The 22,479-nt window shown below is 69.4% G+C and carries 19 protein-coding genes; 2 read left to right on the top strand and 17 right to left on the bottom strand.

The genetic code is table 11. The annotated features are described in order from the left end of the window. Positions 1–36: 36 nt before the first annotated feature. Both AB0M73_RS02830 and AB0M73_RS02825 read left to right on the top strand, forming a co-directional pair. On the top strand, positions 37–477 hold the full coding sequence (locus AB0M73_RS02830; protein WP_363886010.1) for a hypothetical protein: 441 nt from the start codon (positions 37–39) through the stop codon (positions 475–477). 801 nt (positions 478–1,278) lie between these two features. Continuing rightward, complete coding sequence (locus AB0M73_RS02825) at positions 1,279–2,283, top strand: hypothetical protein (protein ID WP_363886007.1); 1,005 nt, start codon at positions 1,279–1,281, stop codon at positions 2,281–2,283. 663 nt (positions 2,284–2,946) lie between these two features. On the opposite strand, the gene AB0M73_RS02820 is transcribed toward AB0M73_RS02825, so the two are convergent. From AB0M73_RS02820 to AB0M73_RS02740, 17 genes are all read right to left on the bottom strand, one after another. Next, a complete protein-coding gene (locus tag AB0M73_RS02820; protein ID WP_363886005.1) occupies positions 2,947–4,095 on the bottom strand; it encodes a hypothetical protein in 1,149 nt (382 codons plus the stop codon). 459 nt (positions 4,096–4,554) lie between these two features. Then, positions 4,555–5,241, bottom strand: a complete 687-nt coding sequence (locus AB0M73_RS02815; RefSeq protein WP_363886004.1) for a hypothetical protein — start codon at positions 5,239–5,241, stop codon at positions 4,555–4,557. Positions 5,242–5,398: 157 nt separating this feature from the next. Next, the gene (locus AB0M73_RS02810; RefSeq protein ID WP_363886002.1) at positions 5,399–6,187 is read right to left on the bottom strand and encodes an inositol monophosphatase family protein; all 789 of its coding nucleotides are present in this window, start codon (positions 6,185–6,187) and stop codon (positions 5,399–5,401) included. Next, positions 6,174–7,508, bottom strand: a complete 1,335-nt coding sequence (locus tag AB0M73_RS02805) for an MFS transporter (RefSeq protein ID WP_363886000.1) — start codon at positions 7,506–7,508, stop codon at positions 6,174–6,176. The genes AB0M73_RS02810 and AB0M73_RS02805 overlap by 14 nt, the downstream gene beginning before the upstream one ends. Positions 7,509–7,516: 8 nt before the next feature. Further along, entirely contained in the window at positions 7,517–8,356 is an 840-nt protein-coding gene (locus tag AB0M73_RS02800; protein ID WP_363885998.1) for a sulfotransferase domain-containing protein, read from the bottom strand. Then, positions 8,353–9,126, bottom strand: a complete 774-nt coding sequence (locus tag AB0M73_RS02795) for a class I SAM-dependent methyltransferase (RefSeq protein WP_363885995.1) — start codon at positions 9,124–9,126, stop codon at positions 8,353–8,355. Before AB0M73_RS02795 ends, AB0M73_RS02800 begins: the two co-directional genes overlap by 4 nt. Then, the gene (locus tag AB0M73_RS02790) at positions 9,123–10,004 is read right to left on the bottom strand and encodes an alpha/beta fold hydrolase (RefSeq protein WP_363885994.1); all 882 of its coding nucleotides are present in this window, start codon (positions 10,002–10,004) and stop codon (positions 9,123–9,125) included. Before AB0M73_RS02790 ends, AB0M73_RS02795 begins: the two co-directional genes overlap by 4 nt. A gap of 41 nt (positions 10,005–10,045) precedes the next feature. Further along, the gene (locus AB0M73_RS02785) at positions 10,046–11,245 is read right to left on the bottom strand and encodes a hypothetical protein (protein WP_363885992.1); all 1,200 of its coding nucleotides are present in this window, start codon (positions 11,243–11,245) and stop codon (positions 10,046–10,048) included. After that, positions 11,242–11,757: an adenylyl-sulfate kinase gene (locus AB0M73_RS02780; RefSeq protein WP_363885989.1), complete on the bottom strand. Its 516-nt coding sequence runs from the start codon at positions 11,755–11,757 to the stop codon at positions 11,242–11,244. The genes AB0M73_RS02785 and AB0M73_RS02780 overlap by 4 nt, the downstream gene beginning before the upstream one ends. Further along, positions 11,754–12,518 (bottom strand): phosphocholine cytidylyltransferase family protein, encoded by a 765-nt coding sequence (locus tag AB0M73_RS02775; protein WP_363885986.1) that lies wholly within the window; start codon positions 12,516–12,518, stop codon positions 11,754–11,756. Before AB0M73_RS02775 ends, AB0M73_RS02780 begins: the two co-directional genes overlap by 4 nt. Then, entirely contained in the window at positions 12,515–13,114 is a 600-nt protein-coding gene (locus tag AB0M73_RS02770; RefSeq protein WP_363885983.1) for a gamma-glutamyl-gamma-aminobutyrate hydrolase family protein, read from the bottom strand. The genes AB0M73_RS02775 and AB0M73_RS02770 overlap by 4 nt, the downstream gene beginning before the upstream one ends. A 5-nt stretch (positions 13,115–13,119) precedes the next feature. After that, positions 13,120–15,489 carry a PEP-utilizing enzyme gene (locus tag AB0M73_RS02765; protein WP_363885980.1) on the bottom strand — a complete coding sequence of 790 codons (2,370 nt, stop codon included), beginning with the start codon at positions 15,487–15,489 and terminating at the stop codon, positions 13,120–13,122. A gap of 904 nt (positions 15,490–16,393) precedes the next feature. Further along, positions 16,394–16,729 (bottom strand): hypothetical protein, encoded by a 336-nt coding sequence (locus AB0M73_RS02760; RefSeq protein WP_363885977.1) that lies wholly within the window; start codon positions 16,727–16,729, stop codon positions 16,394–16,396. A gap of 33 nt (positions 16,730–16,762) precedes the next feature. After that, a complete protein-coding gene (locus AB0M73_RS02755; protein WP_043716915.1) occupies positions 16,763–16,993 on the bottom strand; it encodes a hypothetical protein in 231 nt (76 codons plus the stop codon). A gap of 62 nt (positions 16,994–17,055) precedes the next feature. Further along, positions 17,056–19,416 carry a caspase family protein gene (locus tag AB0M73_RS02750; RefSeq protein WP_363885973.1) on the bottom strand — a complete coding sequence of 787 codons (2,361 nt, stop codon included), beginning with the start codon at positions 19,414–19,416 and terminating at the stop codon, positions 17,056–17,058. Positions 19,417–19,527: 111 nt separating this feature from the next. After that, positions 19,528–19,701 carry a LuxR C-terminal-related transcriptional regulator gene (locus AB0M73_RS02745; RefSeq protein WP_363885970.1) on the bottom strand — a complete coding sequence of 58 codons (174 nt, stop codon included), beginning with the start codon at positions 19,699–19,701 and terminating at the stop codon, positions 19,528–19,530. Next, the gene (locus AB0M73_RS02740; RefSeq protein ID WP_363885968.1) at positions 19,652–22,426 is read right to left on the bottom strand and encodes an AAA family ATPase; all 2,775 of its coding nucleotides are present in this window, start codon (positions 22,424–22,426) and stop codon (positions 19,652–19,654) included. The genes AB0M73_RS02745 and AB0M73_RS02740 overlap by 50 nt, the downstream gene beginning before the upstream one ends. Between the last annotated feature and the right edge of the window lie 53 nt (positions 22,427–22,479).

Genomic DNA, 22,479 nt, shown 5'->3' with positions numbered 1-22,479 from the left:
ACGGCAGGACGATATTGACAGTCAAGGGAGATTTTGATGCGTTATAAGGTATTGGCCGCTCTGCTGTCCTCCCTCGCCCTGGTTGGCGCGTTGGCCGGCGTGTCGTTTGCGGCGGGACCGAACACCAGCGGCGCTGCAGGGACATCCGCTAACACGCAGCCCGCGGTGAACCCGGCGTACCGGGCGATTGTCCTTGACAAGTCGGCGACGAGCTCGGGGAACGCCGCCACCTCAAACTCGGCGGCGGCGGCGCCGACGTGCTGGACCGCATTCGCGCCGCCGGCCCCACAAGGCATCGAGATGTATCAGTACTACCGCAACTGCAACGGGTACACGCTGTCGGTTTTTCCTGGATATCAAGACTCATCCGGCATCCACGCGCTCGGCAGCTGCGTGAGCGTGACCAACGGCGCACACAAATTCTGGTACTATGCGAGCACGATCATGAACGTGAGTTACGGAACGTATGTCTGTTAGCCTGTCGCGGCCAGGTATGCTGTGAGCTACTCCAACCCACCAGGCAACACAGCGCAGTGCGCGATCGTACTTCGTGACGTGACCACCGTCGCGCATCAAGCGACCCGCGTCAAACCGGCGGACATGGTTGACACCCGGATCTGACTCCCAGGAAGACCCGGGCGAGTTGCGCCGAAGTTGGACCGTCAGGCGCGTCCTGGCCTGGCGGTCCTGCGTCAGGTCTCACTTCCGTTGCACAAGCGCAGGTGAGGTGCAATTCTGAATGAGAAAGTGCAATGGGACTTGAGACCCAACAACGGCAGTGCAGGGACTCGCCGCTCGTCGTATATCAATCTTGCGTGACCTGCGCGTTCTCCGGTGTCTCACGGTGACGTCACCATGGTCAATCTCAAACTTTCGATATTTTCTCGGCTGGGGTGAGCCCGACACCTGCGGCACCCAGACTGCGTGGGTCGGTCTCACCGCCTGTTCGAACGCCCTCATCGCCGCATGACAGGATGACCGAGTTGGATCTCGTGGCACCCGCCGGTGCCGCAACGAGGGAATGGCGATGGGCGTGCCGCGGTTCTCTTCGCGTGTAGATGAAGATCTGCATTCCGCGGGCTGGCACGCCGGAAGGTCGGTGGACGTAGCTCACTGGTGGCAGCGTCGCCGCCCAGACCTCTCAGTACGTCTGATCGAAACGAAAGGCAGGACTGTCGTGCGTTGGTTGAAAACCGCTATCGCGGTACTCGACGTCGCCACCGCAACAACCACCATGATAACGGTCGTACATAGGAGTCACCGATGAGGAGGCCCGGCTTGAACGTCCGCTCCCTGACCATGACAGTGATGCTCACCCTGACCGCCGCCCTCGTCACGGCCACACCAGCGCAGGCGGACACATCCGTTACGTTCACCCCACAGACCATCCTGGCACCCAAGGGTGCCGGAACTGACGTCAACGTCACGCCCGTGGGCGCCATCTCGCTGAGCATGAGCGCCGCGCAGACCGCATATGTGGTCTCGAAGATGCGGGTCAACAGCGCCACCATCCGCAGCCTCTTCGACAACGAGGTGGTCTGCCAGGGGCCAGGTGGCTGGAGCAAGAACATGGTAATCGGGCAGAACGTGTACGACGTGACCATGGACCCTACGTGGCAGGACGTGACGCTCTACACCCGCCTGCTCGTCCACCCCGGCGTCGCCGGCATCGTCATCTGTACCGCGAACGTGCGGGGCAACTCGCTCTCCCCCGACGCCGACGCCACCTACCGGTTGGTCAGCGGGTACATCACCTTTGCCGACACGTCGGTCATCAACGACACCAACGGACAACCGGTGCAGTCCAGCGTGAGTGCGGGGGTGCACGGCATCGACGCCGGCGTGCCGGCACGGTTGCCCGCGCTCGATTACTTCGACCTTCCCTTGACCGTGCAGGGCCTCAACGTGGTCGGCGATGTCAACCTGATGATCTGCCTGCCACACACGCCATGTAACGAGAAGGGTTCAGGGGAGGTGAAGTTCACGCTTTTCATCAACCAGTGGAAGTCGGACGGCACACTCTGTAAGACAGACAGTAGCGTCGTAGTCACCCATGATGTGCCATACCGGGTACACCACAGTTATGCGCCACTCAACAAAGCGGATTTCACCGTAAGCAAAGAACCGGGCTGCGTTCCCCGGTTCAACGCGTACGTCAAAGCCGAATGGCTGGGCGGCGAGACCGCCGGTATCCAGGGAACTGCTCCCGGGCTCACCGACTCACGCGGATCGACAACCAAACATGACTCCGATATGAGCCACATTTACGCCCTGCCGTATTGATCGGTAGCTCCCGTCCGTAGTGTTCGGCCGAGAGGCGGTTCGTCACGGCCGGCTCTGCACGTCCCGACTTCCGTACGCACGAGTGTGGTCAAATTCGACCTGCGGCGTGGTGACCAGGCTCGTCATTGGTCACCACGCCGCAGGTTCAGGTCAACCGCTGGTTCATTGTCCGGGGACCACACTTGAAGCCGCACTCGGGTTCGCACGTCCCGGGCGATCCTTGAAATGTCGAACGCGCGCCGGACATCGGCCGCGACCGCCGAGCACAGCGTCTGAAGATCGACTGCAGGCTAGAACGACATGACCTCCGGTTCCTGACCTTGCAGGCGAGCGCGGACCGACACCGAAGGGTCGTTCGATGTAGCCGCCATGATGCTCCCCACCGGAGGTGAGCCGCCGAATCCCTTCAGACTTACACCGTGCGGCGGCCGAGCGTCGGGATGGTTCCCAGCGCGTCGCCGACTCCCACTCGAACGGACCATCAGCCTGGCAAAGGTTGATCAATCCGACTTCGATGGCAGTTGTGCCAACTCGCCGCCAAGATCATTGGGATTGCGCCACCAAAAATGGGACCCTACAACATTGTAGGGTCCCAAAGCGCGCAGCATGTCGATCTTGTTCGAACTTGGCTTTCTCGGCTGTCTCACCGCAGTGTCAACATGATCAGTCTCGAATTCGTGACATTTCCTCGCCTGACACCGACCAGGTCGGCGGTCGTCGAGTCCATCGCTGGCGCCACCGTGGTGGATCGCTCAACCAACGGCGGAGTTCGGCGTACACACGGGGATGGCGTAACAGGGCCGAGTGGCTGATGCCGCCGAAGGTGTGCCGGTCGGCCTGCTGGGTGTGATCGGTCGCGCTGGCCGGCGTGACGAGCAGATCGCCGAACAGTCGACCGCGCCAACTGCCGGGATCCAGGGCGAGGGTGGCGGCGACGAACAGCTGACGTCCGGACGGCGCCGGGTGCGAGTCGGCGGGGAGGCCGTGGCGCAGGTCCTTGATGCCGGTGCTGCGCAGGGTGAACAGCGCCGCGAGTGGCGCGGACTCGGAGAACCGGCCCAGTGCGCGTCCGACAAGCTCGGCGGCGCGTTCGACGTCGGATCCCTGGTGCGGCGTGCCGAGGCAGACGACCTCGCCGAGGGCCGGCAGCCAGGCCAACCGTCCGGCGACTGCGTGGCGGACGGCGCTGCGGGCGACCAGGCCGCCCATCGAGTGACCGATCAGGGAGAGTCGTTCGACCGGGACCGGCCAGTCGGCGGTGACGTCGGCGAGCAGTGCCGCGAGTTCCTGTCCGTTCTCGGTGACCGACCGGCCGCTGTTGTAGCGCACGTACAGCACGGACGCGCCGAGGTCGTCGGTGAGGCGCCGGCCGAAGTCGGTCCGGTCGGCGGCGTCGCCGTGCTGCCACCACTCCTCGTTCTCCACCAGGCCATGGATCATCACGATGATGTGTCGTGACGGGTGGGGATAGCGATCGGCGAGGGCGGTCGTCGACAGGTCCACGCCCTGGTGGCGCAGCCGCATCGGCGTGGCCAGTGCGGCGTATCGACCGGTGAGGCTGTCGCCGACGGCTCCGTTGAGCGCGGCGGCGGCGCGCCGGCCGACGACGGTGGCCTGCAGTGGCTGGTAGTGCCGGCCGACTCCGGTGGCAGTGAGCGCCAGGTCGGCCACTGCGCCGGCGATAGTGACACCGGCGTTGACGCAGCCGTAGACGAAGCCCGAGATGGCCGGCAACACGGGCGGGGCGATAGCTCGATGAGTGCGGGAGACCAGGCCCACGACGCCGCTGGCCGCGTCGAACAGCAGCCGCACGGCCGTCGTCAGCTCATCGATCGGCTCGTCGTCGGCGGCGATGGGCCCTCACCTCCGGCACCGGGGAATCCCACAGTACCGGCCGACGCCCTCGCCGCCCAGACGCACTGAGGCGATCGACAATTCAAGCCTGGGCCAGGTGCTGGCCGCGCGGCCGCAGGTCCGTGGGACTGGGGAATGATCCGCTCCACCGGTTCGCCAAGCAGGTCCCACACCTGGTACCAACCGAGCACCTGTTGCACCGCGCCCTGCTGCTTCTTCAACGCGTTCGTGTACTCCGTGCCCCATCCGGCCGCCGCCATTGGCCACACCGAACCCGTCAGCGCTGTCGAGACGGCGCACGACACCCGCGCGCATCACGCTGACCTCGGCCGGATGGTTGATGGCACTTTCAACACGGTCGCCGAACCGTCGCGACGGCGTCCGATGGCTATCCCGGAGTTGGCACATCACCTCGGGTCAGGCCCGGGTCAGGGCGAACGACGAGAGTCCGGCTGCGTTCTCCACCGAGTACCGGTTGGCGGCGGTGCTCCAGCCCGGTGTGGTCAGCGCCGTGGAGCCCGCGATGCCAGTGTGTACCGCGCCGTCGATGGTGGCCTCTCCGGCACCGCCGGCGAACAGCACCCGCGCCTGGACCTGACTGGGCAGCCGGACCTCGAAGCTGGACGCGCCACCAGTCATCCGCACCGGCACGGTGCCCTGCGGCGGTGGCAGCACGGCGGTGATCCGGCCGGCTCCGGCGCCCAGGTCGAGTTCGGAGAGCCGGCCGCCGGACAGATCGACGTTCTCCTCGGTGGCTCCGCCGTCCAGCGCGATCCGCCACGACACGGCGGAATTCAGGTCGATGACCACGTTCCCCGGCCCGCCCGGCCGCACCGACACGCGCATCACGTCGCCCTGCATCTCGACCTGGGCCGGGTCCTGAGCCCGGTACAGCGCGGCACCCAGGTTCACCGAATGCACGAGCACCGAGCTCGCGCCGCCTACCACGTCCAGTTCCGCGGCGTGCCTACCTTCCACACCGACGGGTTGCGCTCCGATCGGACGAAGCGCCGCCTGACTGGAGCAACCCGCGAGCAGCAGGCACACCGGAATGAGCAGAATTTTCCGCACCTGCGGTGATTGCCCACCGGCCGTCGTCGGCAAACCAGGCTCCGCCAGATCGCGCTCGGTGGCGAGGCTGCCGGGCTCGCAACAGGATGGTGTTGTTCATGGTGTGCTCGGTCATCTGCCGCGGATGGCGTCTTCGGTGGGAACAGGGGCGGGTCATGGACGCTCCAGGGTGGCTCCCCGGGCAGTACAGCTAGTCGGTGCGCACCGGGTCGCCGTTCGCGGACTCGGCCAACTCGTCGAGCGCCCGCCAGAGCGAAGCCGCCTCCCGGGGGCGGCAGATCGCGAGGTCCGGCAGGACGGGATCGCGCTGGTTGTACCGCAGTGGAAGGTTGTGGACGCGACGGACACTCAGGCCGCAGGCCGCGGCGACCGCCACTGGCGCGGCGGAGTCCCACTCGAACTGGCCGCCCGCGTGCACGTACGCCGTCGCCACTCCGGTCAGCACGGCCGCGGTCTTCGCCCCGGCTGACCCCATCGGCAGGACTGCGGCTGGCCATCGCGCCAGGAGCGCGGGCAGGAGCGCCGGCGGGCGCGAACGGCTGACAACGACGGTGCGGGCAGGATCCGTGCCGATCCTCGGCAGCCGCCAGGTCGACAACACGGTGCCCAAGGCCGGCAGCGCGACGGCGCCGGCGATCAAGGCGCCCGCACCCCACAACGCCACGTGCACCGCCCAGTCCCGGCGTCCAGGTTCGGTGAACTCCCTGGTGCCGTCGAGCGGATCGATGATCCAGACCCGGTCGGCGTCCAGCCTCGCGGGATCGTCGGCCGCCTCCTCGGACAGCACCTTGTCGGCGGGTCGCGCGTGGGCAAGGCGTTCCAGCAGCAACGAATTGGCCTCGCGGTCCCCGCGTGCGCCGACGCCGGGCTCGCCGGAGCGGATGGCGACGAGGTGCCTGCCGGCGGCGGCCGCCAGCCGATGCGCGAGCACATGGTCGCCACGCTCCGGCGATGCGCGGTAGACCTCACTGGCGGGCACGCGGCAACACCACCATCGTGATCACCGCACCGAGCGCCATCACGGCGGCTCCGACCATCTCGGTCGCCGGATAGCCCGCGCCGAGGCCGAGCATCGTCATCAGCACGGCCACGGAGATCGCGCCGCCGACGTGGCTCATCGACTCGAACATGGCCGAGGCGGTGCCACGATCGGCCTCGGCCGCGTCACCGACGCATTCCCTGGTCAGGCGGACGTAAACGGGCCCGGAGGCCACCCCCCACAGCGCCAGCCACGGCACCAGGCCCAGAATGCCGCCGCGATCGCTGAGCACGGCGATGACGGCGAGCAAGGCCGCAGCCGAGGCGAGCGCGACGGCGACCACCGAGCGCGAGGTGAACCGCGACAGGACGCGGCCCGTGAGCGAGGAACTCACGGCGGCGCCGGCGAGCACCGGCGTCAGCACGAGCCCGGCCGACACCGCGGACATGTGCCGCGCGTCCTGCACGTACAGGCTGACGATCACGATGACGGTGCTGTAACCGGTGCAGTAGGCGCCGAAGGCGAGACAGCCACCGACCATCTGGCGCGATCGCAGCAGCCGGCCCGGCACCAACGGATCGGCGGTACGGCGTTCGACGATCACGAATGCGGCGAGCACCACCACACCTACCGCGACGAACGGGGCCGACCGGGACAGGCCCAGGATCAGCGCCGCCAAACCGGCGGCCACCAGGAGCCCACCCCACGCGTCGAGCGGCCGGCGGTCGCCGCGGCCGCCCACATACGTGGGCAGCAGCCACCCGACGAGGCCCGCCGCGGCAACCGCGACCGGCACCGTCACGAGGAACACCCACCGCCAGCCCAGGTGCACGGTGACGAGACCGCCCAACACGGCCCCGGCCAGGCCCGCCGACCACGCCGCGAACGCCAGCACCGAGAAGACCCGCGTCCGCCACGGCTCTCGGGTGAACGTCGAGGCAGCGGCCGCGAGCGCCGCCGGCAGTGCGAACGCCGCGGCGGCGCCTTGCAGGCCTCGGCCGACGAGCAGGACCGCCATGTCGGGGGCGCATCCCGCGAGCAGGCCGGAGCCGGCGCACACCGCGAGCCCGGCCAGCAGCGCCCGGCGGTGCCCGAACAGGTCGCTGACCCGCCCGCCCAACAGGAGCAGCGACCCGACGCTCAACGAGTACAGGCTGACCACCCACTGCAGCACGTCCGGCCCCAGCCTGAACTCGGCGCCGATCGAGGGCAGCGCCGTGGCCACCGACTGGCTGTCGAACAGCACGAGGAACGACGCGCTGGCCAGCACCAGCGCCACCGGCCAGGGGCGGACGGCGGTTCGCGTGGTGGTCGTCGGCATACCGGCTCCTAGAGTTCGTAGCCGCACTGCGCGGCGAGCCGGCGCAGGTCCTCGCCGCCGAAGAACGCCGCCAACTCGTCGGTCATCCACTCTCGCCAGCCCTCGACGCGACCGGACCGGATGACCCGCGGCCGGTCGTCGGCCACCCGGTCCTCGTGCCGGCGCATCCGTTCGAAGGAACTCGCCTCGACCGCCCGCCCCACGTCGTCGATTGTCACGTCCACGCCGAGCGGGCGCAGTGCGTCCACGACGACCGGGACCGGACGGGTCTTCAGGTCCTCGAACCGCAGGACCGGGCCGGTGGACCGGAGCTGCCAGGCCCGGTAGTAGGCGACCCAGTCGTCCACCGGGCTGGGGCTGAAGTCGCCGAGCCCGCGCAGCCACTCGACGAAGGTGCCGGGCACTCGATCCCACTGCTCCTCGGCGAATCCGGCCCGCCACTGGTAGCTGGCGTAGATGGCGTCCCTGGGGTCGCGCACCAGCAGCCACACCGCCGCGTAGGTCGCGTCGGCGAACACCGCGGGCGGGTGATGGGTTTTGACGAACCGGGGCCACAGCCGAACCGCGCCCGCCGCGTCGCGATCCTTGTCGTGCTGCGAGGCCAGGTGGCTGCGGTAACCGGCGTGCGCGGGCGCGACAGTGGCGCGGCCGTCGGCGTGCAACTCCTCCGTGTAGGCGTCGACATAGTTCAAGCCGAGCTCGAACAGGATGTTGCCGATCAGCGACTGGCCGGAACCGCCATGGCTGGCCACGACCACGTCCCGGTCGCCGAGCATGGTGATGTTGCGGCGGTAGAGCGCGCTGACCCGCGCGAGGGCCATGGAGGCGTCCGGCAGCAGCGCGGTCACACCGGCTCGCCTCCCCGGACGGCGGCCAGCCAGCCCACCGTGACGTACGGGATCTCCAGCTCGTCGACGCCCATGTCGAGGACGAGCCGGTCGATGTCGGCGAGGATGGCCTCGAACTGGTCGCCGGCCTGTCGCTCCAGGATGCCGTGTGACCGCCACGCCGCCAGCCAGTCGTCGACCGCCACGCGGTGCAGCACCGGCTCCCGCAACACCTCGGGACGCTCGAACAGGCCGCTGGCCTCGATTACCGGGGCTTGGTCCTCCCGGCGCACGCCGTAGCCGTAGTCCGGGATCCTCGCCTTGATCAGCTCTTCGACCCGCTGCTGCAACGGGTCGGTGAGGTCGCGGTGGTTCCACACGCAGGCGAACCAGCCCCGCCGGCGCAGGATGCGGGCGGTCTCCCGCAGCGCGGCCGGTCGGTCGGTGGTGGCGAAGGACGAGCCGAAGGTGACCAGGTCGTAGCGGTCGGCCGGCAGGCCGGTGTCCTCGCCGATGCCGACGTGCCAGGTGACGTCGGTGTCGGCGGTGCGGCGGATGCCGATCTCGCGCATGGCCTCGTTCGGCTCGACGGCGTCGATGACGCATCCCCGGGCGACCAGGTCGACGGTCAGGTGGGCGTTGCCGGCGCCGATGTCGGCGACCCGGGGATGTGGCTTGCCCGCGAGCGTGACGATGCGGTCGACCGCGCGCGGCGCGTAGGGCGGGCGCTGGGTATAGGTCGCCGCGAGCTTGGTGTAGTCCCATTCCACTTTGGAGCTTCCGGTGGTCATCGTGGGTCGTTTCCCTTCCTGGGTCGGGGAGTGTAGGTCAGCCAGCCGCGCACCACGTCGGTGAACGCCTCGGGTTCATCGGTGTAGACCGTGTGCCCGCTGTGCTCGAACATTCGCAACTGCGCGCCCGGAATGCCGTCGGTGATCTCCTCGGAGAACTCCGGCGCGCAGATCCAGTCGTGCCGGCCGCCGATCACCAGGGTCGGCGACGTGATCTTGCCCAGCTGGTCGGTGACGTCGTAGTCCCGCAGGAAACCCGAGTACCCCTCGTTGATGGCGTCGATCGAGTAGATGCAGCGACGTTCCCGCTCCTTGGCCAGGTCGAAGGTGAGCGAGTAGATCGGCCCGAGCACCTCGAAGTACTCGCGCAGCTGCTCCTCGCTCTCGAACTCGCCGTCCCACAGCCGCCGGGCGACCGCCTGTTGCTCGGGGGTGCCCCGTTCGGCGAGGATCTCCTTGGCCCGGTCGATGAAGCGGTGGCTCGCCGCGGTGACGACCAGCAACAGGTGGGACAGGTTGTGGTTGTAGCGGGCCGCGTAGCTCAGCGCGACCATGCCGCCGTAGGACACGCCGATCAGGCCGAACGTCTCCAGCCCGAGGTACTGGCGGAACGCCTCCAGGTCCTCGACGTTGTTCTCCAGGGTGTACGTCTCCCGCGGGCCGCGGGCCGACCGACCGCTGCCGCGGTGGTCCAGATAGATGATCTGCGCCTTGTCGGCCAACGCGGAGAACGCCGGCTTGAAGCCGCTGTGGTCGCCGCCGGGGCCGCCGTGCAGGGCCACCAGCACCGGCTTCCGCCGCATGTCGAGGCCGGCGGGTTCGAGTTCCGCTCCCTCGACGTCGAAGTACAGCTCCGTGCCTCGTACTTTTGCGCGCATACGGTGTCTCCTCTCCACTTCGTGACGAACGAAACGTGTCTTCACCTGGAGGTGGCGGCCCGAGCCAGTAACGGCGCCACCACGGGATGCAGTTCTTCGGCCACCACGGCGTTGCCTTTCGGGCTGCAATGCGGTCCGAGGCGGCCGTACGTGAACAGGCCGTGCCGATCCGGATCCGCTCGGAACCGTCCGGACACGTCGACCACCGGCAGCGTCGCGCGCAGCCGCCGGACCGTCGCCTCGTGCGCCCCGCCGCGGTCCCGCCTGCGCAGGTCCGCCGGCTGGGGAATCACCAGCAGGACGGGGTGTTTGCCAGCCGAACGGCACACCGCGGCGAACCTCTGCGCCAACGCGACCAACAGGTCGGTGGCCTTCTGGTCGGCGTACAGGCGCGCCGTCCAGCGGGCGTTGTCCCGCAGCACGACGTCGAAGGCCCGTCGTCGGTCGCCCCGCAGCACGTGCGTCAGCAACGGCACGTGCCGTCGAGCCCGGCGCACAATCGTGACCGTGTACGGGAAGAACAGCGTGTCCCGGCGGAACTTCGCCTCGTAGAACGGATCCAGGCGCCTGATCGCGGAAAGGTCGTCGGTGTAGGTGCGGTAGTCCGCGGCGGACCTGACCGCGCTGGGGTGCAGGCGGAGCCCGGCCGGCCCGAGGGTGAACCGGGGCTTGAACGCCAGCACGTTGCCGTATTCGAAATAGTGCTTCCAGTAGGAGTGCACCCGCGCGATCGTCTCCGGCACCACGCCCATCACCACGACCGAGGACTCGAGCGTGGGCAGCTCCCGCTCGAGCCGGAGCAGAGCCTGGTCCAGCCCGTAGTTGCCGACGCCGTAGTTGGCGACGTTGACGCCCAGCCGCAGCCCGAGCAGGTGTGGCCAGGTGTGGTGGTCGTCGACCAGCCGACAGAAGACGAAGGAGTCGCCGAAGCACGCCACGCGGGCCGGCTGATCCTCGAACCCGGGGTTGTGGCGCCGGCCGAGTTCGTCCACGCGGTACGTCGTGGTGCCAGCGTCGGTCTCCTCGCTGCCCCGCTCGTGCGGGCGGCGGCACCAGCCGAGCTCGGCGTCGAACGACCGCTCCAGGTGCCGTTCGACGACGTCGACGGGGATGTCGGGGGTGGCGTCGCGCGGGGTGATCAGCCACGGGAAGTCCCGGCGGCAACGTCGGACGAGCACGGCGAGCGCCGCCTCGGAGGCCGCCAAGGCCAGTGCGGCGGTCACCGCAGCCGCCCGCATCACGACCCCGCCTTCGGCAGCGCGGCGAGGATTTCCTCGACGAGCTGGTCGGGACTGCCGTGGCGACCCGAGCTGTCCAGCACGAGATCCGCCTCCGCCGGCCGGGGGAACGGGATGTTCACACCGACGACGTCGTGGGTGTCGCCGCGCAGCGCCGCCCGGTAGAGCCCCTTGGTGTCCCGTGCCATCGCCACCTCCAGCGGCAGGTCCAGGAACACCTCGAAGTACGACGACAGGTTCTCGCGGTTCCAGGCCCGCCACTGCGGGAAGATGGACAGCACCGCCGCGACCACGTGCACGCCCTGCCGGTCCAGCATTCGACACAGCCGGCTCAGCCGGGCGGCGTTGACCTCCCGCCCCTCGATGTCGTGGGTGAGCGTGCCGCCCCAGACCTCCCGCACCAGGTCGCCGTCGAGGTACACCAGGTTGGGGTGGTCGGCTCGCAGCCGGGCGGCGAGGCGCGTGCCCACGGTCGTCTTGCCGGCCCCGGACAGGCCGATCAGCCAGATGATCACCGCCGCACCTCCCGACCGCAGGCGAAGACCAGTCGACCCTCGGCGACGAGGTCCGCGCAGACCCCCAGGTCGGTGGCGCTGTCCACTTCGCCCCAGGGCTCCGGGCAGGCCACCGCGTCGACGCGACACCCGTCGTCGACGAGGGCCTGCAGCAATGCCGTCATGTCCATCGCGTCGATCTGGCGGTCGGTGTGCCGGGCCAACAGGCCGACGACCCGGGCCCATCCCGCCGGCGTGAACCGCAGGAGCCCCATGTACTGCCCCTCGATCTGCTGCACCGCACGCGGCCGTGCGCCGATCGCGGCGAGCGAGCCGTCGGGCCGCAGCCGAAAGGTCTCGGCGTCGGTCAAGGGGTCCTCGAATCGCCGACTCCACAGCGCTTGCCAGTTCGGGTCGTAGGTGATGGCCAGATCGCCCGTCGCCGCGGCGAGCCGGCGGACCACATCGGCGCTGTACACGATGTCGCCGTAGGAGACGACGCAGGTGTCAGCGGCCAACCAGTCGGACGCGGCGAGCAACGACCGAACCATGTTGGTGGCCGCCCACCGCCTCGCCGGAAATACGCGGAGCCCGATGTCGCCGAACTGCTCCGAGCGGTAGCCGGCCACGACCGCCAGCGGCGACACCCCGGCCGCGGTCAGTGCCGCGCGCTGCCACTCCAGCAGCGGCCGCCCCGCCAACCGGACCATGCACTTGGGACGGTCGTCGGTGAGCTCGCCCAGCCGGCTGCCGCGGCCGGCGGCCAGGATCACGCCCTTCATGCTCGACCTCCGAACTGCTCGCTGATCAGCGTCCGGTCCGGCCCGGCCAGCTCGCCGGGCAGCCGTTCGGGATGCCACATCACCCCGACGGTCGGATGCGCCTTGTGCCGCACCGCCTTCACCACGGAATCCGGGGTGCGCGCCCAGACCTCCAGCGGCGCGTTCGCATATGTCGCCGCCCACTGGTGATAGCTGTTGACCACACGGTGCCGGCCGTCCACGACGACGATCTGCCGCGGGGCGACATGGCCGGCCACCCGCTGCAACCGCACGCCGAACCGGTGCAGCAGCAATTGCATGCCGCGGCACACCGCGACCACCGGCAGGCCCGTGACGAGCGCGTGGTCGAGCACGGCGTTCTCGGTCCGGTCCCGTTCGGGCGCGTCACCGCCGTACGCGCCGAGGTCGTTCCCGCCGGTCAACAGCAGCCCGCGCACCGGCAGGCCCTGGACCAGGTCGAGGGCCGCGTCCTCCCGGTTCGGCAGCGGCACCGCAACCAGGCCGCACGACGCCAGGAAGGACCACCACCGCTGGTCCACGGCGTCATAGCGGGTGCGATGAGCCGGGTCGACGACCACCCGCGACGTGACGGCCACCGGGTTCACCGCACGACCTCCACCCGTCGGCTCAGGCAGTCGATGCTCAGGTACTCGGCCGCGGACCACTGTTCGTAGAGGACTTCGCCCGCGCCGATGACGGCGGGCACGCCGAACTGGTGCGCCCGGATAGCCATGTGGGAATTGGCGCCGCCGTAGCGGGTGACGAAGCCCGCGATGCCCTCCGTGAAGATCCAGTCGTAGCCGGGGTCCCCGCTCGGCAGCAACAGGATGGCGCCGCGCAGGTCGGCGTGCTGGCGGCCCAGCACCACGACCGGCCCGGACACGCTGCGCTGGGTCACGTAGTTGGGCTGCGTGCTCGGCAGCGAGAACGACGTGACGTCCTCCGGTCCGGTGATCAGCGGCGGCAGCGCCAGGCGTCGGGTCAGTTCGTATTGGCGGCGACCGGTCTCGGCGCACGCGCGCAGCTCCTGCTCCTGGCTCACGGCCCCGCGGTAGAGCTGATCGACGCAGTCCACGCTGATGTAGGACAGGTCGTCGGTGTCCATGCCGACCTCGCGGCCCAGCCGGGTCAGCAGCGTGAGCGCCTCGCTGAGGTGCCGGGTGAACTCGAACTTGGAGTTCTCCCGGGCCTCGATGCTGGAGACGATGAAGGCGAGCAGGCCGTAGGCGTCCTGGTCCAGCCGGTGCTGGCGCAGCAGCGCGTCGAGCTGGTGCATCGTGGAGGCCGGCAAACGGAACGGCTCCACCTCGGCGGCCGGCTCGGCGCTGGCGCTCGACCGGGAGAAGTACCGGTCGGGCTCCTCGTCGTAGCGCGGCGAGCGGATGTCGTAGGTGCCGGGGCGGAGGAAACCGTAGCGCCGCAGGAATTCCGCCCGAGACAGCGTCCCGCGGTCGCGCAGCATGCGGTTGCTGACAGTGTCCAGCGAGGCCATGAGCCGCGCGACGTCGGCGTCGGTGAGGACGCCCACGGCGACCAGCGACTGCAGCAGCTCGGTCGCGACGAAGCCGAGCCGGGCGAAGCCGGCGAACGCCAGGGTGCCGAACCGGCGGCAGTCCTCAAGCAGCCAGTAGATCTGGGTGGGCAGGTCCAGCGCGGAGTCGCGGACCTCGGCGAGCTTGGCGCTCAGCGCCGCGATGCTGGCGACGTCGGACCGGCGGGCGGGATGCTCGGCGTCCATCAGGTCGTTCGTCAGCGACCGCAGCGCCGTGACCAGGTCGTCGCGTTCCCCACCGCTGAACAGCGCACCGGTCTGGTCGAGGATCCGCTGGCGGACGGTGAAGGTGTAGCAGGAGAAGATGACGTCGAACTCGACCTTGTCGTGGAGTTCGGGCTGCTCGACGATGCGGTCGATGTAGTGGTCGACGAGCCGCTCGGCCAGCTCGTCGGGAACGGCGGCGGGGATGAGGGAGTTGCAGCTCTCCCGGACGTCGACGTACGGCAGGCCGTGGAAGTCCAGCAGCAGCGGGAAGCCGCGGACGTCGCGGTAGCCGTACCGGGCGCGCTGCTCGGCCCACAGCGTGTCGGTGATCAGCCTGCGGTACAACGACAAGGCCAGCGGGCGCGGCTTGGTGCCCACGATCTCGGCCGGGTTCCAGTCCGGCATGACGCCGAACACCGTCCGCCGACCGCGCAGGTGCGGATGCCGCCGGCCCGCCGTGCGGATCTTGTCCGCGATCGTGGCCAACGCGCGGTCGTGCTCCTGGTTGTCCGTGCGCACGGTGGTCACCATGGGGCGGACCTGAAGCAGGTAGAGCCGGTCGTCGCGATCGAAGGCGAACTCGATGTCGAGGCCCTCGGTGTCCAGCAGGTCGGCCAGTTCCGCGGACAGCGCCGCGAGCCGGCGCATCCGGTCGTGTCGACGGGGAATCGGCGCGCGCCGCCACGCGCAGAACATCCGCAGCTCACCCGGGCCACCGCCGGTCACCGCCGCCGGGTTTCCCTCGTCCTCGTAGTTCACGACCAGGTACGGCGCCCCCGTGTTCGGGTCGCAGGTGAAGACGACGCCGGTCATCGAGGCCCGGCGGAGCAGGGGCTGGATCAGGACGAGATCGTCGTCCCCGTCCGGGTAGGACGCGATCACGTCGCCGATCGCCGCCGCGAGCGCGTCCCGGCCGCGGACGTCGGCCACCGACAGGTAGTGGCCTGGCAGCATCGTGCGGGGGTCGTCTTCCCGGGCGGTGCTGCTGCGCACGATCAGCGGCTCGCGGGCCCACGACTCCTCCTCGACCGCGTCGAGGATGCGATTTCGATCTGCTTTCCACGCGGCGACCGAGAAATACACGAGGGGGAGGACGTGGGCATTGTGAATGAGCGGTGCGAGTCGTTCCAGTGTCTCCGCCTTCGAGCCGAACCGCACCGCGGCGCGCGTCCCCACGCTTACTTTCGGCGGAGAGGTTAAATTGAAGGTCATGACTTTCCTTCTATTTCGGGCGCGGGCACGCCCGGCCGCGACCGGGCACGACGAGTGAGGCGAGCGGCAGGGCGAGAGAGGCCAAGTCGCGCTCGCGTTCCCAACCTGGTGATATGCCGCCGGCTACTGAGTAGGCACCGTTTCATCCCCCCATTCGGACGAGACAACCACATCCAGTTCAGAGGCTAGCCGTGTTCACCTGCCGTTAAACTTGATACGGCGAATAAGCGCCGCAAGATCATAGAATGCGCGGATGAGCTGGGTGAATCGCGGTTCGATTGCGCCGGAGTCGATCAGCGGGTCCCGGCGACCACGCGGGCCCTCGACGCCGGCGGCCGGGATGAGCATGTGGGGACGGCTCTGACGCGACCGGCGGCGGAGCTGACCGAGGTGGTCGCCGCCGTTCCCGAACCCCTCAACGGCATGTGCCTGCGGAATGGCCCAACTCGCCGGCGGGGCCGTCCCCGCACTACTTCGCCGGCGACGGCATGGTCCACGCGGTCACTCTGGACGGTGGACGGGCCCGCTGTACGAGCAGCCGGGCAGTCACACTTCGCCCCGGCCTTCAATGGTTTCCATGCGAGATCATGCCGGAACTGGAGACGGTGGGAGCGTTCACGTTCGGCGGCGCGCTTCAGACTCCGAAGGCAGCACATCTCAAGGCGCGTGTGCGAGAACCGGGGAGTTGGCGTTCTTCGGCACCCGACTGCGCCCGCCGTATCTCACCTACTATCGCGCCTTGCCGACCGGAGAGCCGCCCCAAGCGCAGTCTGGACGGCGCATTACTGCCCCAGATACGTCGCCCATCGAGAATTCGACACCCTGCGACGGCCTCGAAGTCGCGCGGATGATCAGCTCGCGGCCCGGGCCGTCGCCGGCAATCCTTCACCAGGTGTATTACCAGCTAATCGGACTCACCAAACCGGCGCCTCTGCCGGCTGATCATGAGCGCAGCCCTTGGTTGATCATTCGTCTTGCGACAGAACGACAATCGACACCAGGGGTTGCGGTGATCAGTGCGCAGGATCCCGACCGCGCGGCTGCGGTCGAGGAGCTGGCCAGGTTCCGGCAGGAACTCCATGACTGCCTGACCGCGCGGGCGGACGCGTTGTTCGAGCTGCCAGAAGCGGTGTTGTTTCTCCCCCCGCCAGCACCCGAGGCCGACCTCGAACGCGAGCCGGGGTTCGATCTCGCCATCGAGGCCCGTCTCGGAGAGCTGCTCGAGGTACCAGTTCCACAAGCCACCGATTGGGGAGCGGAAACCCCGCTGACGTCAGCCGGGGATCTCGGTCGGGCGTCCACCGGCGCCGTTGTCGAACACGGCGGTGGTGGCGAGCTTGCCGTTGAGGTACAGGGTGACGGGGCTGCCGTCCTCCTTCAGCACCGGCAGGGCCACCACCACGCCGTCGGTCATCGCCTGCTGAACGGCCCGGTTCACCTCGGCGGCCTGGGCGTCCTCGACGCCCCACGACCGTCCGTCCACAGTCAACTGCTTGTCGCTCATGCCACTGTCCCTTTCCGACGACGTGAAAGTCCGTTCGTAGTTCCCTGACGGACCGCGACGCCTCACCCCTCGTCGATCAGGAGCCGGAAGGCGACGCCAGCGGCCTTGACCGCCGTCGAACGGCCGATGCCGAAGTCCTCGGAGTCCAGCAGCACGGACCGGAACAGGCCGACGGTGTCCTGGCAGACGCGGGCGAGTTCCCGGCCCGCGCGGTCGATGGGCGCCGCGTCCGTGTGACCGGCGAGGAGGTCGGCGAGCGGAGGTTCGCCGCCGTCCCGCGAGAGCCACACGGCGATGTCCAGCCGGTCCCGCACCTCACCGGCGAACACAACCAGGTCGGTGCCGGGCGACGACAGACGTTCGGTGCGCGCGCGACCGACCTCGCCGCCGGTGACCGCGATCGTGTCCAGCCTGAAGCCACCGCCGCGCCGATCGTGCCGCAGTGCCAGGTCGCACAGCCGAACCTGGACCTTCGCCGGTTCGGACGACCGTGGCCGCAACAGAATCACACTGGCCGCGGGGCGATCGTCCACATGGAATCGTGCCGTCGAGGCGGGCGGCGGCGCGGTGGGAACCAGCTCGAACTCCAGTTGCTGCACGGAGAACCGAGACGGCCGCGTGATCGCGAGCGGCACCGTCTCCCGCCGGCCGGCCGCGGCGAGGTCGACCAGTCGGCGCTCCAGCGGGGACATCAGTCCCCTGGTGCTTCGAACGCCGTCCTGCTCCAACACCGTCACGTCGACCGGCTCCTCGCTGAGCAACACCACAATGGTCTCGGTACGCGGCCGTTCGCCGACCACGGCGGCCGGCCAGCCGACCTCCATTCCCAGCAGTGTCCCGGTGTACTTGTCGAAGCCGAAGACATGGTTCGCCCCAGCCTCGATCAGGACGCCGCTCGGCGACGACGGATCGAGCACCGTGGTCCGCGCGGACACCCCGATGTCCAGCAGGGAAACGTACACGCCGTCCGGCCCGGCGTTGCCGACATCGACACAGATCTTGTCGCCCGGGTACAGGACCGCGCCCGAACGCGGCAACGGCTGCCGCTGCCCGTCGACGACCCGAGCGAAGTCGATCGTGACGGGCGTCGTCAACCCCAGTCCGGGCAACTCGGAGAAGCGGCGGAGCTGATGCGCCTGGGCCATGCGCCTGAGATCGGCCACGATGCTGGGCCCCTCGGTCGCGGCGGGACGTGGCCGGCCCATCGGCCCGATGTCGTCCTCGATCGTGACACCGCCCTCGGCGTCGGCCACGACCTTGACCGGTGCGCCGTCGACGATCGTGAGCTGGGGTATGTCGTTGAGGGCCCGCACGATTCCCGTGAACCGCCCGTCGTTCACGTCGATATGGACGGGTAGCGGCGGCAGGGCTGTGCGCGTCAGGCACGCCCGAGCGCCGAGCGGCAGCGCGGTCGTCCCTGAGCGGCTCGTCCACCGGCCCCAGGCCGACTCCGTGCCGACCTTGTCCACGAGCACCGTGCCCAACGCGGCGGTATCGGCCGGGCCGACCGAATCCAGCGGCACGACAAGCAGTTCGTCGTCGACACGGACCCCGAACAGACGCGCCCCGCCGATCCGGACCCGATCGCCCTCGTCCGGGAACACCGGCAGCGTGCCCGCGGCATCGCTCTCGACGGTGGCGAAGACCAGTCGGCGCGCGGGTCCCTCGGCATCGGGACGCTGGCCGGGCTGGGCGTCGACGACCAACTGCCGAACCCGGTCGATCACCGTCGCCCACGACAGTTCCAGGCCGCTCCGGTGGAGTTCGGCCAGGGTCCGTGTCAGCGCGTCGGTGAGCACACCCATCCGCACGCCGTCCGTGTTGTCCGCCTCGTAGGCCACCTGTTCCGGCGCGCAGGCGACGATCCGCACCGCGTCCGGATTGCTCGGCGCCTGCCACAGATCCAGCCGCAACCCGGTGCGTGCCAGCATCTCGACGTGCTCGCGGACGACCTCGTGGGCGACCGGCCTCGACGTCGACCGCACCAACACGCCGGGATCCCGGGACATGTGCCCGGCGTGGCAGCAGTCGAGCACCACGACCACGTTGCGGGTCCGCAGGGTCAGCCGGGCCAGCAGCACCGAGAGCTCGGCGTCGATGACGGCGCGGAAATCCCCGTCCGAGCTCAGTTCGTAGTCGGTCGGGACGAGGAACTGGATGTCCCGTTCGGCCGGCCGGTCGTCGGGCCTGAGCGCGTAGCCACCGTGTCCGCTGTAGTACAGGACGATCGCGTCGTCGGCGTCCGCCCCCGCGATCAGGCGCTCGTACGCGTCGAGAATGCCCGCCCGGCTGGCGTTCTCGCTCTCACACCGCACGGTGGCGAACCCCCAGAGGCCGAGCGCGGCCTCCATGGCGGTCACGTCGTTGCCGACACCGCCGAGCTCCCCGGTCCGCGAGCCGATGAGCAATGCCTTGCGCGCCATAGCCCCCTCCATCGCCAGAGCAGTTCCATTCGAGGCTAGGCCGGGGAATGTGAGGCTGTCACGGGGTTCTCCTTACGTACATGGACGTATTGCCGACACCTCGGGAGGCTGCTATTCCCGTTCCGGCAGGCCCATCTCACGGGCCTTGGCCGCCGCCTGCACGGCGCTGGTGACGCCGAGCTTGCGGTAAGCGTTGTGCAGGTGCACGTTCACCGTGGATTTCGCGATCACGAGCTCACGGGCGATGTCCTCCGCCCTCAGGCCCCCTGCGAGCCCACCCAGCACGTTCCATTGCGCCGGTGTCAGGCCGTAGGGAGCTTCTCCTTGGGCGGCGACGCGACTTGCGCGGCAGACGAAGCCGTCCCGTCTCCCGAACGAGCAGAGCGCGCAGCGGCTCGGCGCCGAGCTCGACCACGATCGACTCGGCTGCGCCGGCCAGGGGCGCGGCACGGGCGCGATCTCCATCCCGCGCTGTCGCCAAAGCTTGACGCACCAACGCATATGCCCGCGGGTGAGGCCGCTGCAGCGACTGCCAGGCCTTCTCGATCTCGCCCCAGGCCGCCGCGGTGTCGGTGCCGAGAGACCTCGCTTGCTCGCTCTCGCACAGCATGACGAGCACGTCCGTGATCTCGTCCTCGCCGGCTTCAACGGACCGCACAGGCGCCGCGAGGGCAACCGCCGCCGCGAACCAGTCGACGCCGTCCCGCGCATCGCTGGTGATCTGGTCCGCGACGATCCGCAGGCCGAGCGCGCACAACTGTGCCATCTCCTGACGGTCTTCGCCCCGCGTCACGGCTTCGATGCCCGACCGAACCCTGGCCAACGCGTCGGCGGCGTCGCCCCGCGCGACGGCGAGCTCGGCGAGGCAGCGGTACAGCGGCCCGACGAAACGCGGCTGGTTCTCGGGATAGTCGCGCAGGCCGTCGAGCAGCGTGGCCGCGTCGTCGTGCCGGCCGCGGGCGACGTCCAGCTCGGCCTTGGTGAGGCGCTGGAAGACTTCGTCCGACGACGGCCGCCGGCCGGAAAGGTCCTCCAGCAACGCGTCCGCCTCGTCCCACCGGCCGACGGCAAACAGCAGCGCGGCGGCATTGTTGGCCAGCAGGGCGGCATTGCGGTTGTCGGCGAGGCCGAGCTCGTCGGCCTTGCCCAGTCCTTCAAGGAAGACGTCGACGGCCTCGGTCAGGCGGTTCGCCCGTTCCAGGCCCACGCCCAGCGCCGCGTAGGTGCGCAGCATGTCCTCCAGATGATCCGCCTCCCGCGCGATCGCGAGCGCGGCGCGCAGTCCCTCGACACCGGCGTCATAGTCGCCGAGGTGGACCAGCGCCAGCCCTTCGCTGTTGCGGGCCCGCGCGAGCTCCGGCAGGGCGCCTGCCTGCTCCGCCTGCTCGATCGCCGTCCTCGCCAGGGGCAGGGCGTCGCTGTACCGGCCGCTCTTGATCTCCGCCGTGGCCAGCGCGGCGTAGACCCGCGAGCCGACCGCTCCCGGCGGGCCGTCGCCGAGCATCCGCCGCGCCCGGCGGTACGACTCCACGGAGTCCACCATCGCGCCGGCCTCCCACTGATAGCTGCCAAGGCGTTCGTACAGCTCGCCGATCACCGCCGGCTCCGCTGCGCCAACCGCGTCAATGGCCTCCTCCGACCACGCCAACGCCTGCCGGACGTGTCCGGCCCACCGCGCGGCGTCCGCCGCCATCCGCAGCAAGTCCACCCGACGCGCCCCCGAGATCGTCTCGGCGTCGGGCAACTGGTCCCACAGGTCCAGCGTCCGCCGGAACTGCGCGAGCGCCTCCCGGAACGCCCTCATCCGCACCGCGAGCTCACCCGCGGCGATCGAAGTGCGCAGCGCCTCGGGAAACCGCTCGGCGGCGTACCAGTGGTACGCCAATTCCGGCAACAGCCGGCGATTCGCGGCCACGCCCTCCTCCAGCACCGCGGCCAACGCGGCGTGCAGGTTCCGGCGGGCGCGCTTCGGCACAGTGCGGTAGGCGGTCTCGCGGAGCAGCGCGTGGTGGAACGTGTAGGTCTCCTCATCGGGGTCCTCGACGAGAATTCGCTTCGCCAGGCACTCCCCCAACGCGGCGTCCATCGCGGGCTCGTCAAGACCGACCACCCGCGACAACAACGCGTCGCTGACCCGCCGCCCCACGACGGCGGCGATCCGCACCACCTTGTCCGCGTCGGCGCTCAGCTCCGCGAGCCGCGTCGACATCAGGTCGTCAATCGACCGTGGCACCGGCGGCGTCTGGCCGGTGTGGTTGTCCGCGAGCACCAACTGCTCGGTGAAGTACGGATTTCCCTCCGACAGGTCGAAGTAGCGATCCACCTCGGCCATACTGACGTCGCTGTCGGTCAGCGCGCACAGGAAGGACCGCAGCTCCTGCCGGTTGAAGGGCCGCAGGGTGAATCGGTGCACGCGCCGGACGAACTGCGGATCCGCCAGTCTCAGGCGCAGCGGGTGCCGCAGCTCCAGCCCGGAACGATAGCTGCACAGCAACATCACCCGCTGATCCACCGTCTGCTGCACGAGGTGGGCGATGAGATCCAGCGTCGAGTCGTCCGCCCAGTGCACGTCCTCGAAGACCAGCACGAACGGCTGCTGTTCGCCGATGTGGCTCAGGAGTCTCGACACCGCGCCGAAAACCCGCAGCTGGCTACCCTCGGCCATGGCCGGCTGCGCGCCGACGGTGAAGTCCGCGATGAGCCCGGCGAGCTCCGTCCACGCGGGACCGGCCAGCTGACGGGCGCCGGCCGATCCCTTCTCCCGGACCAGTTGGCGCAGCGCCTCGACCAACGGCCCGTAGGGAATCGCCCCGCCGATCAGCTCGATGCAGCTGCCCATCAGCACGAATGCGCCGCTGTCCCTGGCGATCCGCGCGAACTCGCGCACCACTGCCGTCTTGCCGAGCCCTGCGTCGCCGTCGAGCATGACGGCGGCCGGCGTGCGGTCCGCGGTCCGGGCGAGAAGATCCGTGAGGGCTCGGATCTGTTCCCCACGACCGATAATGGCCATGCCCCCATCATCGACCCGAGCCCGCCCGATGTTAGGGGACAGCGACGCGAATC

It is taken from the genome of Kutzneria sp. NPDC051319, assembly GCF_040682195.1.
Lineage (GTDB): Bacteria > Actinomycetota > Actinomycetes > Mycobacteriales > Pseudonocardiaceae > Kutzneria.
This window is presented reverse-complemented; position numbering and strand designations above follow the sequence as displayed.

Bases quoted from the DNA above. Each gene is read 5' to 3' on its own strand.
- AB0M73_RS02805 (WP_363886000.1), bottom strand. From the start codon at position 7,508: ATGCCGACGACCACCACGCGAACCGCCGTCCGCCCCTGGCCGGTGGCG.
- AB0M73_RS02790 (WP_363885994.1), bottom strand. From the start codon at position 10,004: ATGCGCGCAAAAGTACGAGGCACGGAGCTGTACTTCGACGTCGAGGGA.
- AB0M73_RS02775 (WP_363885986.1), bottom strand. From the start codon at position 12,518: ATGAAGGGCGTGATCCTGGCCGCCGGCCGCGGCAGCCGGCTGGGCGAG.
- AB0M73_RS02795 (WP_363885995.1), bottom strand. From the start codon at position 9,126: ATGACCACCGGAAGCTCCAAAGTGGAATGGGACTACACCAAGCTCGCG.
- AB0M73_RS02740 (WP_363885968.1), bottom strand. From the start codon at position 22,426: ATGGCCATTATCGGTCGTGGGGAACAGATCCGAGCCCTCACGGATCTT.
- AB0M73_RS02755 (WP_043716915.1), bottom strand. From the start codon at position 16,993: ATGAGCGACAAGCAGTTGACTGTGGACGGACGGTCGTGGGGCGTCGAG.
- AB0M73_RS02750 (WP_363885973.1), bottom strand. From the start codon at position 19,416: ATGGCGCGCAAGGCATTGCTCATCGGCTCGCGGACCGGGGAGCTCGGC.
- AB0M73_RS02830 (WP_363886010.1), top strand. From the start codon at position 37: ATGCGTTATAAGGTATTGGCCGCTCTGCTGTCCTCCCTCGCCCTGGTT.
- AB0M73_RS02765 (WP_363885980.1), bottom strand. From the start codon at position 15,489: ATGACCTTCAATTTAACCTCTCCGCCGAAAGTAAGCGTGGGGACGCGC.